This is a genomic window from Mesorhizobium sp. M0317 (assembly GCF_040321555.1).
GTDB lineage: Bacteria > Pseudomonadota > Alphaproteobacteria > Rhizobiales > Rhizobiaceae > Mesorhizobium.
Map to the genome: position 1 here is coordinate 40,491 of NZ_JAMYRV010000048.1, position 15,325 is coordinate 55,815.

A 15,325-nucleotide genomic window follows, 5' to 3' on the forward strand; every position below is an offset into this window, starting at 1 on the left:
CGAACAGCGCAATCCGGCCCTAATGCACGTCCCGATGGATCACCTTGGGATAGGTATGGATCACCTCGGCCGATGAGACGCGGTCATCAAAACCGGTATCCCTGAGATTGAAGAGCCCGACCGAGCCGAAGGACTTCTTCGCCCCTTGCGCGAAGCGGCTGTCGCTGAAATCGTGCTCGTAAAGGCTCACCGTGACGTGGCCGGCATTGAGCTTCGGCACGTAAACACTGCTGATGGTGTCGTTGGCGACGCCCAGTTGGTTGATGTGGAAGCGATAGAGGTCCTGCACCATGCGCCGGGCCGCATTGCCATTGATCATCCAGTATTCGCGGCGCGATGCGCGGTTCGGGTCGATGAGTTTGAGCGGCGCCTTGCGGCCAAGCCCGAGCCAGTGCTCGAACACCATCACATTGGCGCCCCAGGGATAGGGATAATTGGACTTGTCGATGATGCGTGGCGGGCCATCCTCGGCAATCTCGGCGGTATCGACATAATCCAGCCATTGCAGCTGGAACGACGCTTCCACGTTGAGGTCGGTATTGCGCGGATCGGCAGCGATGATGCGCCAGTCGGAGACCGGCGGATATTTGATGTCGAGGTCGATGTAGAATTCGCCTTTGGCGGTGTCGTCGGGGTCTATCTTTTGCGGTCCGTCACGCTCGATCGCCACCAGCCGCACCTTGAACCGGTTGTTGACGACCAGCGGATAGATCATCGGACGAATGGGGTGAGCGCCAGGGTCCCGGCTGTCGGTAAAATATCCAGTCTGCGGAACGACATCGCTATCGCCCTTGTCGAACAGGCTGAAAGCCTGACGCCCCTCGAACCACAGATACCATTCCAGCTCGTGGACGTGACCGCGTGCTTCGGAATAGTTGTTGGGCATCCACTTCATGAGCTGGATGTGAAGTCTTTTGGCTAACATGGGTGCTCCTGCCGTTCGGAGCCATGCGAGATAGCCGACCGCCTTCGGGGCGTAAGTGAACCATCTCTCGCTTTCAGGTGATGACGACCGGCTTTCATGTCCTGCTTGGCGCAATCGAATCCTTTTTGCCGTTGCAGGCTTTCATGGCATCAGAGTCGTTTCACGAGGTGCGACCGTCATGACCCTCACCGGCTTCCTTGCCTATAGTGCTGCGCTGGGCATCGCCGCCGCCATTCCCGGCCCCGGCATCACCGCGCTTGTGGCGCGGGCGCTCGGATCCGGCTTCCGCTCATCGCTGGCGATGTCGTTCGGCCTGATGCTCGGCGACCTCATTTATCTCACCGCAGTGGTGCTCGGCCTTGCCTTTGTCGCGCAAAGCTTCGGCATGGTGTTTCTCGCCATCAAATGGCTGGGCGTCTCCTATCTCGCCTTCCTCAGCTGGCGTTTCTGGACGGCCGGGATCACGCCCGAGACTGTCGAGGCCAGGAAAGGCAAGGGCGGCCTGGTATCGAGCTTCCTTGCCGGCCTCACCGTCACGCTGGGCAACCCGAAAACGATGATCTTCTACCTCGCCATCACGCCGACCATCGTCGACCTGAAGACCATCACGCTCGCCGACTACGGCATCCTGGTCGCGCTCACCGTCATTGTGCTCTTCGTGGTGCTGGTGCCATATCTTGCGCTGGCCGCCAAGGCGCGCTGGTTCCTGAAATCGCCACGCGCGCTGAAGGCGCTGAACCGCACCGCCGCCGGCTTCATGGTGGGCGCGGCCGCTGCCATTGCCGCACGTCAGTAGATCGGTTCAGGCCCATCCATTCCGCCGATCGGTCCATCCGGAAAACGCGGCTTGAGGAGACAAGCGTTTTCAGCAAGCGGCCCACTCGATATTTTCGGCCGGCAGCCTATCTTGCGCGGGCGAAAGCCCTATTCTGTCCGCCGACGCCAATTGCCTGATCTGATTTGGGAGCGAAACCAATGAACAAGCCTTCCGCGCGCGTGCCCGGCCGCGGCCGTGTCTACAACTCGATCACCGAGACGATCGGCGACACGCCGCTGGTGCGGCTCGACAAGTTCGCCAAGGAGAAGGGCGTCGTTGCCAACCTTCTTGCCAAGCTCGAATTCTTCAATCCGATCGCCTCAGTCAAGGACCGCATCGGCGTTTCCATGATCGAGGCGCTGGAAGCGTCGGGCCGGATCAAACCCGGCAAGACGACGCTGATCGAGCCGACCTCGGGGAATACCGGCATCGCGCTCGCCTTCGCCGCCGCCGCCAAGGGCTACAAGCTGATCCTGACCATGCCCGAAACCATGTCGGTGGAGCGCCGCAAGATGCTGGCGCTGCTCGGCGCCGAACTGGTGCTGACGGAAGGGCCGAAAGGCATGAAGGGCGCCATCGCCAAGGCCGACGAATTGGCCGCCACCCTGCCTGACGCCGTCATCCCGCAGCAGTTCGAAAACCCGGCCAACCCGGAGATCCACCGCCGCACCACCGCCGAGGAGATCTGGAACGACACCGATGGCGGGGTCGACATCTTCGTCGCCGGCATCGGTACCGGCGGCACGATCACCGGCGTCGGCCAGGTGCTGAAGCAACGCAAGCCCTCGGTGCATGTCGTCGCCGTCGAGCCGGAGGCCTCGCCGGTGCTGTCGGGCGGCCAGCCCGGCCCGCACAAGATCCAGGGCATCGGCGCCGGCTTTGCGCCCAAGATCCTCGACACCTCGATCTATGACGAGATCGTCAAGGTCTCCAACGAGGATTCGGTCGCCAACGCCCGCCTCGTCGCCCGCCTTGAAGGCGTGCCGGTCGGCATCTCGTCGGGCGCTGCCTTGCAGGCCGCCATCGCCGTCGGGTCCCGGCCGGAGAACAAGGGCAAGAACCTAGTGGTGATCATCCCGTCCTTCGCCGAGCGCTATCTGTCGACGATCCTGTTCGACGGGCTGGGGGCTTAACGTCTTAACTGGATAGGCGGCGATCCTTCGCACCCCCCTCTGCCCTGCCGGGCATCGGGGGGTGCTGTCCCTCCGACATCGGAAGTCTCATGGCTGGACCGCAGAAAACCCGGCCGTGGCGTCCGCCACCGGCTTGAGCGGGAGGCGGCTTCAGGGTCAAATCGCCCCGGCCTGCTTCGCGCGGGCAGGGGGAGAATCACATGTACAAGCTTTACACGCGCCCAGGCAGCGGCGGTTTTGTCGTCGAGGCCGCATTGGCGCTGGCAAACGCGCAATTCGACCAGATCGATATGCCCAAGAAGGATCCGCCGGACCCGGCTTTCCTCGACATCAGCCCGTTGAACCAGGTTCCGGTGCTGACCTTGCCCAACGGTCAATCGATAACCGAATCGGCGGCGATCTGCATCCTGCTTGCCGAGCGCCATCCGGAGGCGGGTCTGGCGCCGGCCGCCGGATCGCCGGATCGCGCCGGTTTCCTGCGCTGGATGGCGTTCATGTCATCGGTGCTCTACCCCGCCATCCTGCGCCTCTACTATGCCCATCGCTACACCACCGATGCCGACGGCAAGAAAGCCGTCAAGCAGGCAGCCATTGCCGAGATGGACCGCGGCTTCGCCATTGTCGATGCAGCCCTCGAGGGGCGCGGCTGGCTGGTCGGCGACGCGATGTCGCTGGCCGACATCTACCTCGTCATGCTGGTGGCCTGGCACCCCGATATGGACAAGGCGCGAGCCGACTGGCCGAACATCGAACGCTTGTGGTCGGCGCTGCGCGCGCATCCGCTGATGAAACGGCTCAACACCACGCATGAGATGTGGCCGGCCTGAACGGACGCTTCAATTTCGCAGGATCGCCCGTTTCGCCTGCAGGAAGCGGCGCACGGCGGGGTCGCGTTCAAGGCCGATCGCCCGGTCATAGGCTTCGACCGCTTGCGCCGCATTGCCGAGCCTGGCCAGCAGGCCGGCGCGAGCGGCCCAAAAGGGCTGATAGTCGTTGAGCCGCTTGTCGTCGCCCAGCACGTAGAGCGCCGCCAGTCCTGCCGCCGCCCCTTCGGCCTCGGCAATCGCCACGGCGCGGTTGATCGAAATCACCGGCGAGCCTGATATCGCCGACAGCGCATCGTAGAAGTTACGGATCGCCGCCCAATCGGTTTGGCCGGTCCGTCGCCGCGTCGCATGCACCGATTGTACCGCCGCTTCGAGCTGGTAGCGGCCGATGACGCCCATGGTGGCGGCGTGGCCCAGCAGAGCCTCGGCTTCGTCGATCAGCGCGTGATCCCAAAGACGGCAATCCTGTTCGGCGAGCGGCACATAATCTCCAGCCGCATCGCGCCGCGCCGGGCGGCGCGCCTCGGCAAACAGCATCAGCGCCAGCAGGCCGAGCGCTTCCGGTTCGTCCGGCATCAGCGATGCCACCAGCCGCCCGAGCCAGATGCCTTCGGTCGCCAGATTGCGCGCTCTCGTCTCGGTCCCTGCCGGGTCGGTCCAGCCTTCGGCGAAAGCCGCGTAGATCGCTTCCAGCACCGTTTCCAGCCGCTCGCCGAGTTCGGCGCGATCCGGCACGCGGAACGGAATACCGATCTCGCGGATGCGGCTCTTGGCGCGCACCAGACGCTGGCCCATCGTCGCCGGCGAAACCAGGAAGGCCGAGGCGATCGTCGCCGCGTCGAAACCCAGAATGGTCTGCAGGATCAGCGGCGCCCGCACGCTGGCTTCGATCGCCGGATGCGCACAGGCAAACATCAGCCTGAGACGTTCGTCGGGAAGGTCTTCGTCTTCCATGCTCGCCTCCATCTCCTCGGCCATCAGCTTGAGATGGTCGCGGCTCGCCTCGCTGGTCAGCCGACGGCGCACCGCGTCGACGCGCCGCCGGCGCGCCACGGCCAGCAGCCATGCTTCCGGCTTGTCGGGCACGCCGGTCTGTGGCCAGCGCTCCAGCGCCGCGGCGAAGGCCTCGGCCAGCGCGTCCTCGGCGCCGGCCACGTCGCGGGTGCGCGCCGCTAGCCAGGCGACCAGCTTGCCGTAACTCTGCCGGGCGGCCGCTTCGGCCGCCGCCCGCGCGATCTCCGGGCGATTGTCCATCACGGTGTCATTTCTTGGGCATGTAGTCGGCCATTTCCCAGATCGGCCGCAACTCGACCGTGCCGGCGCTCGCCGCCGGACAGCGCGCCGCCCAGTCGATGGCGGTATCGATATCGGCCGCCTCGATCATGTAGAAGCCGGCAAGCTGCTCCTTGGTGTCGGCATAGGGGCCGTCGATCACGTTGGTCTTGCCGTCTGTGATCCGCACCGAAGTGGTCGCCTGGGTCGGGCGCAACCGTTCGCCGGCGAGCCATGCGCCGGATTTCTTCAACGCTTCGGTATAGGCGGCATATGCTGCGCTCATCTGCTGAGCCTTCTCGATTGGCATGTTCGCCTGCGCGGCTTCGTCGCTGTTGATCAAAAGCATGTATCGCATGGGTCTTCTCCCGTGGTTTCGAAGGCCGCGTCCTAGCGGGGCCAGACGTATGTCGCGCGGCGGCGGCCGATTTCGACGGGCTTCAGAAAAAACTTTCGCCTCCGCCAGGAGATTTCGCAAGGACCAGATGTTCCTCCGTCTGCTGGCGGATGACCGGCAGCGGACTGGCCGTGGCTCCGCACAGCACTATCCTCCGTCGTTGGCGGGCACGTCACACGAGGCATGGGAGAAGAGAATGGAACTCGTGACCCACAAGAAATTCAAGAACGGCCGGTTGATGCCATGGGGCAAAGGCACGGTCGTCAGCGGTGCGAAAGGCACCGTCTATCTCTGCGGCAACACCGCGACATCGGCTGACTACGATCCGGCCGGCAAGAAGGGTGGCGGCTTCGCCGGCGATGCCGCGGCGCAGTGGCGGGAAGTTCTCGGCAACATCAAATCGGATCTGGAAGAACTTGGCAGCGGGCTCGACCATCTCATCAGGCTGACCTTTTTCGTCAAAGGGCCATTTCCCGACGGCGGCGTCCTCAGCTCGCCTAATTTTCGTCTCGACGTGCTGGACGCGCTTTTCGCCGAGCATTGTCCGAAGCATTGTAGCGACAACAATCCGCCGCCTTCGGAGGTAATCGGCGTCGCAGCGCTTGCCCAGGCAGACATCGTCATCGAGATCGTCGCCGTCGCGGCGCTGCCGGACTGAGGCGCGAACGAACAGGCCGGCCTTGCGCGACGTCGCCGTTGCGACCGAAGCGCGCCGGCACGAGCGGCGCCGCCGCGCCGGTGCGGGTTTTGCACCAGGCCTCGGCCTTGCCCAGTGAGCGCCCGGCGACGAGCAGGATCAGGCGTGGCTCGCTCTCCAGCAATTGCACGATGCGGCCGCCGAAAATGCCATAGCCGCCAACGACCAGAAGCCTCATCGCGCCGCTCTTTTTGCGTATGTCGTTTTCCCAGAACCGAGGTCACTTTTGGGTGACATGCGATTAGCCGATCACGCGCGCACGTATCGCGGCGGACAGGATCTCGCAACTGTCCTTGCGGCCGAACATGGCGTAGCGGTTTTTGGCGGTGCGTTCGTAGAGCCAGTCACGCAAGGGGCGCGGGATGAGCAGCAGCGCTTTCGCCGCCCGCCACGGCCAGCCGAGTTCGGCCATCACCGCGATGAAACTGTCCAGCCGCATGAAGGGAGCGCCGCCGACAAGGACCAGATTGGTCTCGTAGCTGTCGGTGCGCAGCCCGTATCTCTGGAACAGCGCCTCGCCGAAGGGCGACTGCGCCGTGGCGAAGCGGAAGCGGTTTTTGCGGTCGAGCCCGACCACCGTGCGTACGAAGCCCGAGCACAGCACGCAGACGCCGTCGAAAACGATCAATGGCTGGCTGGCATCGAAGGGTTCAGGAGAAGAAGTCACGGGACGTCCGGCAGCTTGTGTCTTTAGACACTAAGCCCGCCGGCAGCGGGATCAAAGTCGCGGCGTTGTCGCACGGCTTCTCGCGGCCAGCGCGGGGCGCTCGGCGCGATAGGTGGTTGCGCGGGGATCGGCCTCCGGTCTGCAGATCCGGCTGTCGTGACGCGTTTCGAATGTCATGATCAATGCGCGCCGAGCGAGCTGCCGCGACGGGCGCAGGCCGGACCCGGGCCGCGCATGTAGTAGCGCTCCGGTCGATAGGTCGGCGCGATGAACTCGCGGATGGCGGCGGCATAGCCGGCGATGTGGCCCCAGAATTTCATTTTACTCAAGTCCCTGTCCCGATTTTCGGATGTCCCGTCCGATTGCGGGGATCATAGCGTCGAGGCGTGAATAGTCGGTGAACACGATGTTAATCTTTGGTCGAAAACCCCATGCTTCGTGGCCGGAATGCGGCTGTTTGGGGTCTTTCGGTGTGGTTCGTCGCCATTTCCGGCATTGTGACTTTTGCATCACATATGTTTCGTCTGGATGTCGCTTGAGCGCGGTTCTGTTTCAGATTTGGCGAGCCTCTCGAAATTTCCATGCTCGCTGCCGAAATGCCCCTGGTTGCGCGCCCGGAACCGGAACGGGCCTTGCCCGTTCTCGCTTGAACCGCATCGCGCAGGAGTTCGCCATGGCACCTCGCCCCGCCTGGAAGGGCTATCTGAAACTGTCGCTGGTCACCTGCGCTGTCGAACTGACCAACGTCGTCACCCACGCCGAAAAAGTTTCGTTCCGGGTGCTCAACCGCAAGACCGGCAACACGGTCAAGCGCATCTATGTCGATTCTGAAACCGGCAAGCCGCTGGGCGATGGCGACGAGATCAGGGGCTATGAGGTGAGCCCCGGTGAGTTCGTCCATATCGAGGACGAAGAGATCGAAGCGGTGCAGATCGAGTCCTCGCACACGATGGCGCTGGACGGCTTCGTCGACAAAGCCTCGATAGAGCAGATCTATCTCGACACGCCCTATTATGTCACGCCCGCCGACAAGGTGTCGGAGGAGGCCTTTGCCGTCATTCGCGATGCCATGGCGGACAAGAAGATGGCCGGGCTGGCGCGCGTCGTGCTCTATAGCCGCGAGCGGCCCGTGGTGATCGAGCCGCGCGGCAAAGGAATGGTGCTGACCACCTTGCGGTACGGCAACACGGTGCGGGAGCCGGAGAGCATCTTCGGCGACATCAAGGCGGTGAAGACCGACCAGGAGATGACCGATATGGCCGAACGCATCATCGACAAGAAGAAGGGGAAGTTCGATCCGTCGACATTCGAGGACAAGTATGAGGACGCGCTGCTCGAACTGATCCGCGCCAAGAAGGCCGGCAAGAAGGCTCCGAAAGCGCAGGCCGCGCCCAAGCCGTCCAATGTCGTCAATCTGTTCGACGCGCTGAAGAAGAGCCTGTCCGATGGCGGCCAGGCGGAAGGCCCGGCGAAGAAGGCCAAGCCGGCGGCAAAAAGCGGCAAGGCGAAAGCTTCTGCGCCCAAGCGCAAGTCGGCTTGAGGGTCGGCGCCGTGGCCAGCCTCGAACAATATCAGTCCAAGCGCGATTTCAAGAAGACGGCCGAGCCGGCGGGCAAGGTCGCGCGCGGCAAGCAGCCCGGCGGCATCTTCGTCGTCCAGAAGCACGACGCGACCAGGCTGCACTATGATTTCCGCCTCGAGCATGAGGGCGTGTTGTGGAGCTGGGCGGTGACGCGGGGCCCGAGCCTCGACCCGCACGAAAAGCGGCTGGCCGTGCATGTCGAGGACCACCCGATCGACTATGCCGGCTTCGAGGGCACCATTCCCAAGGGCGAGTATGGCGGCGGCACCGTCATCGTCTGGGACGAAGGCACATGGACGCCCGAGATCGACCCGGCCAAGGCGATGAAGAAGGGCCATATCGACTTCGAACTCAACGGCCAGAAGCTGAATGGGCGGTGGCATCTGGTCAGATTAAGACCCCGCCCGGGCGAAAAGCGCGACAACTGGCTGCTGATCAAATCCGACGATGCCGCCGCCCGCCCCGGCGAGGATATCCTGAAGGACGCACCGAAATCGGTGAAGTCCGGCCTGACCATCGAAGAGGTCGAAGGCAAGACCGCCGACGGCAAGAAGCCGAAGGTCTGGCACTCCAACAAGCGCGCGGCATCCAGCAAGGCGAAAGCCGGCAAGCGCCTCGACTTCGTCGAGCCGCAGCTGGCGACGCTGGAGCGCGAGGCGCCGCCCGGCGAGGACTGGCTGCATGAGGTGAAGTTCGACGGGTACCGCATGCAGGCGCAGATCGCCGGCACGGAGGTGCGGCTGCTGACCCGCACCGGCCTCGACTGGACGGGGAAATTCGGCCCCGAGATCGTCGCGGAACTCGCCCAGCTGAAATGCAGCGACGCCATCATCGACGGCGAGATCGTCGTGCTCGCCGACAGCGGCGTTTCGTCTTTCTCGCTGCTTCAGCAGGATCTCTCCGCCAATCGAACCGACCGCTTCACCTACTATGTGTTCGACCTTATGCGGCTTGACGGCAACGATTTGCGCCGCGAGCCGCTGGTCGAGCGCAAGCAGGCGCTGCAGGAGCTGCTCGGCGAGACGGCCGAAAATGCCCCCGTCCGCTTCAGCGACCATTTCGCCGAGCCCGGCAAGATCATGCTGCAGCACGCCTGCCGCATGGGCCTTGAAGGCATCGTCTCCAAGCGCGCCGATGCGCCCTACCGCAGCGGCCGTGGCCCAAGCTGGGTGAAGTCGAAATGCACGGCCCGCCAGGAATTCGTCATCGGCGGGTATCTGCCCTCGGACAAGACCGGCCGCGGCCTGCGTTCGCTGCTGGTCGGCTACCACGAGGGCGGCAAGCTCCACTATGCCGGCCGCGTCGGCACGGGCTTCACAGCCAGGAGCGCCACCGATTTGAAGAAAAAACTCGATGCGCTGAAGGCAGACGCCTCGCCGTTTGCCGCCGCGGTGCCAAAGGGCAAGGGTTTGGTCTGGGTCAGGCCCGAACTTGTCGGCGAAGTGGAGTTCCGCAGCTGGACCTCGGACCGTATAATACGCCACGCGTCGTTCCAGGGACTGCGCGAGGACAAGCCGGCGGAGGAAGTCGTGCAGGAAAAGCCATCGAAGGCGGCAAACAAGGCAAAGCCGGCGGCAGGCGGCGCCGGCAAGGCCGCCGGGGCTAAGGCGCCCCCGACGATCACGACCAGCGTAAAACTATCCCATCCCGACAAGCTGCTGTGGCCCGAGGAAAAAATATCCAAACAGGCTTTGCTCGAACACTACGCGCTGGTCTGGCCGCGCATGGAGCAGTTCATCGTCAACCGGCCGCTCAGCCTGGTCAGGGCGCCGGATGGCATCGGCGGCCCGCGCTTCTTCCAGAAACATGCCTCGGCCGGCATGAGCGACAAGATCGCCCGGATGAAGGACCCGACCGATGGCGAGGAAATCCTGTTCATCCGCGATTTCGACGGCCTTGCCGCTCTGGTCCAGTATGGCGTGGTCGAGGTCCACATCTGGGGCTGCAAGATCGACGCGCTGGAAAAGCCGGATCAGATCATCTTCGATCTCGATCCCGATGAAGGCGTCGACGTCAAGGCGGTGCGCGAGGCCGCACTCGACATCAGAGGCAAGCTTGACGATCTGTCGCTGCCGAATTTCGTCAAGCCGTCAGGCGGCAAGGGCTATCACGTGCTGGTGCCGCTGAAGCCGTCGGCGGACTGGGAGGCGGTCAAAACCTTCTCGCATGATTTCGCCAAGGCGCTGGAGCAGGCCGCGCCCGACCGCTACACGGCGACGCTGTCGAAAAAGGCGCGCACCGGGAAAATCTTCGTCGACTATCTGCGCAACGGCAGGGGCTCGACCACCGTCGCGCCCTACTCCTCGCGGGCCAAGAAGGGCGCGACGGTGTCGGTGCCGGTAACGTGGGCGGAGGTTGAAAAAGGGTTGGCGCCGAATTCCTTCCCGATCGGGGGCAAGACGACGCTGAAGGAACTAGCGGAGGCCGATCCGTGGGTGGACTTTTTCAAGCAGGGGAAGGTGCTGAAGCGGGGGTGAGCCATCGGCACATTCGCAAACGTAGCGATCCTTCCCACCCCCCTCAGTCCTGCCGGACATCTCCCCCGCAAGGGGGGAGATTGGGCAGCTTCGAGGTTTCGTTCATTGTTGCAACGTTGGAGATTGGCGAAAGCTGTTGAGCGCCTAATCTCCCCCCTTGAGGGGAGATGGCCGGCAGGCCAGAGGGGGGTGCTGTCCCACCAGCGTCGCCCAACTAGCGCCGCCGAACCTCTACGCTAAAAACACCCGCTCGAACGCCTGCTTCCCCGGCGGTGAAAACATCACCGCGCGGCTGTCCTTCTCCCGTCTTGCCCATTTCTCCGCCAGGATCTTGTCCAGAATAGCCGCGCCCAGCGTTCCCGCAAGATGCGAGCGGCGCACGCTCCAGTCGAGGCAGGCGCGGCAGACCGGCCGGCGCGCCTTGGCGCCGACATCGACGCCGATGGCGGAAAAATGCGATGCGGCCGACGGCCCCAGCCGGATCTCCCCCGGCCTGGTCTCCCCGAGCCTGATCTCATTGTCGTCGCGCAACAGGATGCCGCGCGCGACGAGGCGGTCGAGCATCGCCACCGCATGTTCGCCGGCGAGGTGGTCGTAGCAGACGCGGGCGACGCGCATGGCGCCGTCGCGCGGGCCGGGCCGCACGCGCTTGGGGCCGACCGCTTCGGCCACCCCGGTGATGGCCTCGATCATGCCGGCAACCTGCGGCCCGGCGAGGCCGTAATAGCGATGCCGTCCCTGGCTGGCCAAAGTTAAAAGCCCGCCCTCCATCAGTTTCGACAGATGCGAGGACGCCGTCGGCAGCGAGACGCCGGCCTCCAGCGCCAGTTCGCTGGCCGTCAAAGCCGTGCCGCCCATCAGCGCATTCAGCATGTTTGCCCGCGCCGGATCGCCGACCAGGCTGGCGATGCGGGCAATGTCGGGTCCTTCACGCATGGTTAGGTCTCCATCGAAGCATTCTCGTCAGGTAAGCATTATTGTCGGGCGGGATCAAGGAGAACGCCGATGCCAACCGCTTCCGCCCCACTCGCCAGCCGCCGGCCTTTTCCATTCGTCACCTGGCTGCAACGGCGGCTGCTCGCCCGCTGGTACGACCGCCACCTGCAGCGGCTCGGCCTCGCGGAGATCGACGACCATCTGCTGCGCGATCTCGGCCTGACCCGTGAGGATGTGCGCCGCGAATGCGCAAAATCCTTCTGGCAGGCCTGACCGCCAGCGCTTTTGCTTAGCAGACCCTGCGGCACAACGTTTCAACGCCGCTCGAACTATCGATGCGAAACCCAAGGAGATCACGATGACCATCACCTGCTTCATCCGCTATGAGATCGACCCGTTCGGCAAGCCGGCCTTCGAGCAATATGCCAAGGCCTGGGGCCAGGCGATCCCGCGCTGCGGCGCCGATCTGATCGGCTACTACGCCCCGCATGAGGGCTCGGCCACCACCGCCTACGCCGCCTACAGCATCGACAGCCTCGCCGCCTACGAAGCATATCGCGCCCGTCTCGCCGCGGATCCGGCGGGCAAGGCCAATTACGAATTCGCCCGCCGCGAAAAGTTCATCTTGAAAGAGGACCGCATCTTCCTGAAGCTGGTGTCGGGGCCGCATGGACCGCGGCAGCTGTTCCAGACCGCGGTCAAGGAGGAGATATGATCGCTGTCATCTTCGAGGTGCAACCGGCTGAGGGAAAGCGCGATGCCTATCTCGGCATCGCTGCCGAACTGCGGCCGCTGCTCGACGGCATAGACGGTTTCATCTCGATCGAGCGCTTCCAGAGCCTGGGCGATCCCAACCGGGTCCTGTCACTGTCCTTCTGGCGCGACGAGGAAGCGGTGAAAGCCTGGCGCAACACGGAAGAGCACCGGCAGGCGCAGCATGCGGGCCGCGGCGGAATATTTGCCGGCTACCGGCTGCGCATTGCGCATGTGGTGCGGGATTACGGGCTGACGGAGAGGGACGAGGCGCCAGAGGATAGCAGGGCGGTGAATGGGTGACTAGGTATCGGCGTCGCGCCAGGCCCCCTCATCCGGCCGCTTCGCGGCCACCTTCTCCCCGCTGGGGAGAAGAGACTGGCGCAGGCTTCGAAAATCTCCTCTCCCCTCGGGGAGAGGTCAGCCGAGCGAAGCGGAGGCTGGGTGAGGGGGCGCTTGGCGCTCACGCATTCCCGATCAGCACCCCGGCCGCAAACACCAGCGCCCCACCCAGCACCACCTGAAACGCCGCGCGCAGGAACGGGGTCTGCATGTAGCGGTTCTGCACGAAGGCGATCGCCCACAATTCGAAGAACACCACGACGGCCGCCACCGCCGTCGCCGTCCAGAAATGCGGGATGATGTAAGGCAGCGCGTGGCCCAGCCCACCCAGCGTCGTCATGATGCCGACAGTCAGGCCGCGCTTGATCGGCGAGCCACGCCCTGACAATTTGCCGTCGTCGGAAGCGACCTCGGTAAAGCCCATCGAAATGCCGGCGCCGATCGAGGCGGCGAGGCCCACCAGCAGCGTCTGCCAGGTGTCGTGCGTGGCAAACGCCGCGGCAAAGATCGGCGCCAGCGTCGACACCGAGCCGTCCATCAGCCCGGCAAGCCCGGGCTGCACATAGGTCAGGATGAACTGGCGTTGCTCGGCGCTGGCTTCCTCGTCCTTCACCTCGCCCGGCACAAGTTTCTGCTCCAGCCGATGCGCCGAATTCTCATGGCTTTGCTCGGCCGCGGCCAGGTCGCCGAGCAGTTTCCGGGTCGAGGCATCGCCGGTGCGCTTGGCCGCCTCGACATAGAAGCGATAGGCCTGCCGCTCCATCTCTTCGGCTTGGCGCCGCACATGCTCGATGCCGAGCGGCCGCACCAGCCAGTCGGGCTTGCGCTCGTAATAGCCTTTCACATGCTCGCGGCGCAGCAGCGGAATGCGCTCGCCGAAACGCTTGCGGTAGAGCTCGATCAGGGAATCACGATGCCCGTCCTCCTCCTCCGCCATCGCCTCGAACACTTTCGCCGATTGCGGAAAACTGTCCGCCAGCCCGTCGGCATAGGCGCGGTAGATGCGCCCGTCATCCTCTTCGGAGGAAATTGCCAGCGCCAGGATCTCCTGTTCCGACAGCGTTTCGAAAGGACGGCGGCCGAAACCGAAGACACGGGAAAGCATGAGAAATTCACCCCAGTTTAGAACAATTCTAAACTAGGCGCTGCAGTCTCTGCGGTCAATCACCAGTCAAGAAATGCGCCGGATTGCAACGCGCCCTTCATTATCGGCAAATGTTCACCTATATTGTCGCGACACGCAAGCGAAAGGCATGAGCAAGATGACGGCAAAGCCGCACGACCACTTCGATCCGAAACCCGTCCTCGATCTGATCGCCAGCATCGAGGCCGATTTGCAACGGCTGAAAGGCCTGGTCGAACAGCAGGTCGAAAAATTCGATCCCGCCAATCCGCACAACAAGGCGCCCGACGGCAAGCTGACCGAGGAGGGCGTCGAATGCTGCTACCGCCTGTTCGACGAAGGCAAGTCGCGCTATTCGGTCGCCCAGCAGATGAAGATCTCGTTTGCCGCCGCAACGCACCGGTTCAATTCCTGGCGCAAGGCGGGCGGGCCGAAGCGGCAGAGGGCGTTGATGGGATAATTGGCGAAAGCCGAAGCGACATCTGATCTCCCCCCTTGAGGGGGAGATGCCTGGCAAGGCAGAGGGGGTCGGTCCGACCGGGCTCGACGTCCTGCGCGGCAGATGGAGGGCTAGCGCTTCACGCGCGGCGACCCCCTCTGTCGCCTTCGGCGACATCTCCCCCTCGAGGTGGGAGATTAGCAGCTTCGCCCGCCCTACGGCGTCAGTTCAATCTCTTCCGTCTCGCCGCCATTGCAGGTGTAGCAACAATCCTCGCATTTTTCCTTGTTGTTGGGGCCGACGCCCCAATAGGTTCCCTCGTCGCCGTCCACCCAGGCGCCGTAGCAGATGGACTCGCCCTCGTCGCACGACACCGGGATCTGCTTGGTCTCGCCATCGTCGAGATAGAAATCCTTGTCGTTGCCCGGCCAGACATAGTCGCGGTCCTGGCTGTAGAGCTCGAGGCGCATGGCGTTGGGATGGCTGTTCTTGACGGCGAAGGTGATGTCGGCGGCGTGAGCGGCCGGCGCAAACAGCGCGGCAAGCGAGAGCGCGACGACGACGCGGCGCAGACAAGTGAAAGACATGGTGTTTCCCCCGAGGCAAATCGGCCCCCCGGCCGAGGGAATCAGCATCGCATGATGGCGGCGGAGATTGAAGGGCGGGGCGTGACTGATTTTGGGGGGATTGGTGGAGCTGGTGGAGCTGCTGATCTCCCCCTCGTGGGCATAGGCGCTAAGATAGCTTTGGCATGGACTGAAACTTGCGCTTTCGTGGTGGCTCACGCCAGCGATATCGCAAGGCACGGAGATTGTGGCGCAGGGTTGCCAAGGGAGGTTGAGCGAAGATCGCTGCGATCAGAGAGGCGACGATCTGGCGGGTGGCGCGCCACAGCAGCGGGCGCCCGTCGCTCAAGGGGGAGAGACACCCAACTCCTG

Annotated in this window: 20 protein-coding genes; 10 read left to right on the plus strand and 10 right to left on the minus strand. The window is 64.0% G+C overall.

Annotated elements, in window-relative coordinates:
* Positions 1–19: 19 nt before the first annotated feature.
* Positions 20–925, minus strand: coding sequence for a hypothetical protein (locus NKI88_RS26420; protein ID WP_352658328.1), 906 nt, complete (start codon positions 923–925; stop codon positions 20–22).
* Between the two features lie 178 nt (positions 926–1,103).
* Between NKI88_RS26420 and NKI88_RS26425 the strand changes: the two genes are divergently transcribed.
* The 3 genes from NKI88_RS26425 to NKI88_RS26435 all read left to right on the plus strand — a co-directional run bounded on the left by NKI88_RS26425 (position 1,104) and on the right by NKI88_RS26435 (position 3,702).
* Entirely contained in the window at positions 1,104–1,721 is a 618-nt protein-coding gene (locus tag NKI88_RS26425) for a LysE family translocator (protein ID WP_352658330.1), read from the plus strand.
* A gap of 179 nt (positions 1,722–1,900) precedes the next feature.
* Entirely contained in the window at positions 1,901–2,875 is a 975-nt protein-coding gene (cysK, locus tag NKI88_RS26430) for a cysteine synthase A (protein WP_023672045.1), read from the plus strand.
* 200 nt (positions 2,876–3,075) lie between these two features.
* Complete coding sequence (locus tag NKI88_RS26435) at positions 3,076–3,702, plus strand: glutathione S-transferase family protein (RefSeq protein WP_352658332.1); 627 nt, start codon at positions 3,076–3,078, stop codon at positions 3,700–3,702.
* Positions 3,703–3,711: 9 nt separating this feature from the next.
* On the opposite strand, the gene NKI88_RS26440 is transcribed toward NKI88_RS26435, so the two are convergent.
* Both NKI88_RS26440 and NKI88_RS26445 read right to left on the minus strand, forming a co-directional pair.
* The gene (locus NKI88_RS26440; protein ID WP_352658334.1) at positions 3,712–4,956 is read right to left on the minus strand and encodes an RNA polymerase sigma factor; all 1,245 of its coding nucleotides are present in this window, start codon (positions 4,954–4,956) and stop codon (positions 3,712–3,714) included.
* 7 nt (positions 4,957–4,963) lie between these two features.
* Entirely contained in the window at positions 4,964–5,332 is a 369-nt protein-coding gene (locus tag NKI88_RS26445) for a YciI family protein (RefSeq protein WP_352658336.1), read from the minus strand.
* A gap of 235 nt (positions 5,333–5,567) precedes the next feature.
* On the opposite strand from NKI88_RS26445, the gene NKI88_RS26450 reads away from it, so the two are divergent.
* Positions 5,568–6,029 carry a RidA family protein gene (locus NKI88_RS26450; protein ID WP_023755312.1) on the plus strand — a complete coding sequence of 154 codons (462 nt, stop codon included), beginning with the start codon at positions 5,568–5,570 and terminating at the stop codon, positions 6,027–6,029.
* On the opposite strand, the gene NKI88_RS26455 is transcribed toward NKI88_RS26450, so the two are convergent.
* The 3 genes from NKI88_RS26455 to NKI88_RS26465 all read right to left on the minus strand — a co-directional run bounded on the left by NKI88_RS26455 (position 5,992) and on the right by NKI88_RS26465 (position 7,064).
* On the minus strand, positions 5,992–6,246 hold the full coding sequence (locus NKI88_RS26455; protein WP_023703882.1) for a hypothetical protein: 255 nt from the start codon (positions 6,244–6,246) through the stop codon (positions 5,992–5,994). The two genes, NKI88_RS26450 and NKI88_RS26455, sit on opposite strands and share 38 nt — an antisense overlap.
* 63 nt (positions 6,247–6,309) lie before the next feature.
* A complete protein-coding gene (locus NKI88_RS26460) occupies positions 6,310–6,735 on the minus strand; it encodes a thiol-disulfide oxidoreductase DCC family protein (RefSeq protein ID WP_352658338.1) in 426 nt (141 codons plus the stop codon).
* A gap of 179 nt (positions 6,736–6,914) precedes the next feature.
* Positions 6,915–7,064, minus strand: a complete 150-nt coding sequence (locus tag NKI88_RS26465; protein WP_196813601.1) for a hypothetical protein — start codon at positions 7,062–7,064, stop codon at positions 6,915–6,917.
* Positions 7,065–7,408: 344 nt separating this feature from the next.
* Here NKI88_RS26465 and ku point away from each other — a divergent pair, with 344 nt between their 5' ends.
* Complete coding sequence (ku, locus tag NKI88_RS26470) at positions 7,409–8,275, plus strand: non-homologous end joining protein Ku (RefSeq protein WP_023681243.1); 867 nt, start codon at positions 7,409–7,411, stop codon at positions 8,273–8,275.
* 11 nt (positions 8,276–8,286) lie between these two features.
* The gene (gene ligD, locus NKI88_RS26475) at positions 8,287–10,794 is read left to right on the plus strand and encodes a DNA ligase D (RefSeq protein WP_352658340.1); all 2,508 of its coding nucleotides are present in this window, start codon (positions 8,287–8,289) and stop codon (positions 10,792–10,794) included.
* Between the two features lie 231 nt (positions 10,795–11,025).
* On the opposite strand, the gene NKI88_RS26480 is transcribed toward ligD, so the two are convergent.
* Positions 11,026–11,730 carry an ArsR/SmtB family transcription factor gene (locus NKI88_RS26480; RefSeq protein ID WP_352658342.1) on the minus strand — a complete coding sequence of 235 codons (705 nt, stop codon included), beginning with the start codon at positions 11,728–11,730 and terminating at the stop codon, positions 11,026–11,028.
* 69 nt (positions 11,731–11,799) lie between these two features.
* On the opposite strand from NKI88_RS26480, the gene NKI88_RS26485 reads away from it, so the two are divergent.
* From NKI88_RS26485 to NKI88_RS26495, 3 genes are all read left to right on the plus strand, one after another.
* A complete protein-coding gene (locus NKI88_RS26485) occupies positions 11,800–12,003 on the plus strand; it encodes a DUF1127 domain-containing protein (protein WP_023687540.1) in 204 nt (67 codons plus the stop codon).
* Between the two features lie 85 nt (positions 12,004–12,088).
* Positions 12,089–12,445, plus strand: coding sequence for an NIPSNAP family protein (locus tag NKI88_RS26490; RefSeq protein WP_023692959.1), 357 nt, complete (start codon positions 12,089–12,091; stop codon positions 12,443–12,445).
* Positions 12,442–12,786 (plus strand): antibiotic biosynthesis monooxygenase family protein, encoded by a 345-nt coding sequence (locus tag NKI88_RS26495; protein ID WP_023692960.1) that lies wholly within the window; start codon positions 12,442–12,444, stop codon positions 12,784–12,786. The genes NKI88_RS26490 and NKI88_RS26495 overlap by 4 nt, the downstream gene beginning before the upstream one ends.
* A 160-nt stretch (positions 12,787–12,946) precedes the next feature.
* Here NKI88_RS26495 and mbfA read toward each other — a convergent pair whose 3' ends face one another.
* Entirely contained in the window at positions 12,947–13,930 is a 984-nt protein-coding gene (gene mbfA, locus NKI88_RS26500; protein WP_023681248.1) for an iron exporter MbfA, read from the minus strand.
* Between the two features lie 157 nt (positions 13,931–14,087).
* Here mbfA and NKI88_RS26505 point away from each other — a divergent pair, with 157 nt between their 5' ends.
* Positions 14,088–14,408: a hypothetical protein gene (locus NKI88_RS26505; RefSeq protein WP_023692961.1), complete on the plus strand. Its 321-nt coding sequence runs from the start codon at positions 14,088–14,090 to the stop codon at positions 14,406–14,408.
* A gap of 194 nt (positions 14,409–14,602) precedes the next feature.
* Here the strand turns inward: NKI88_RS26505 and NKI88_RS26510 are convergent, their stop codons facing one another.
* Both NKI88_RS26510 and NKI88_RS26515 read right to left on the minus strand, forming a co-directional pair.
* On the minus strand, positions 14,603–14,974 hold the full coding sequence (locus NKI88_RS26510) for a hypothetical protein (protein WP_023703874.1): 372 nt from the start codon (positions 14,972–14,974) through the stop codon (positions 14,603–14,605).
* A 148-nt stretch (positions 14,975–15,122) separates the two neighbouring features.
* On the minus strand, positions 15,123–15,325 hold a 203-nt coding region (locus tag NKI88_RS26515), incomplete at its 5' end, for a hypothetical protein (protein ID WP_352658345.1).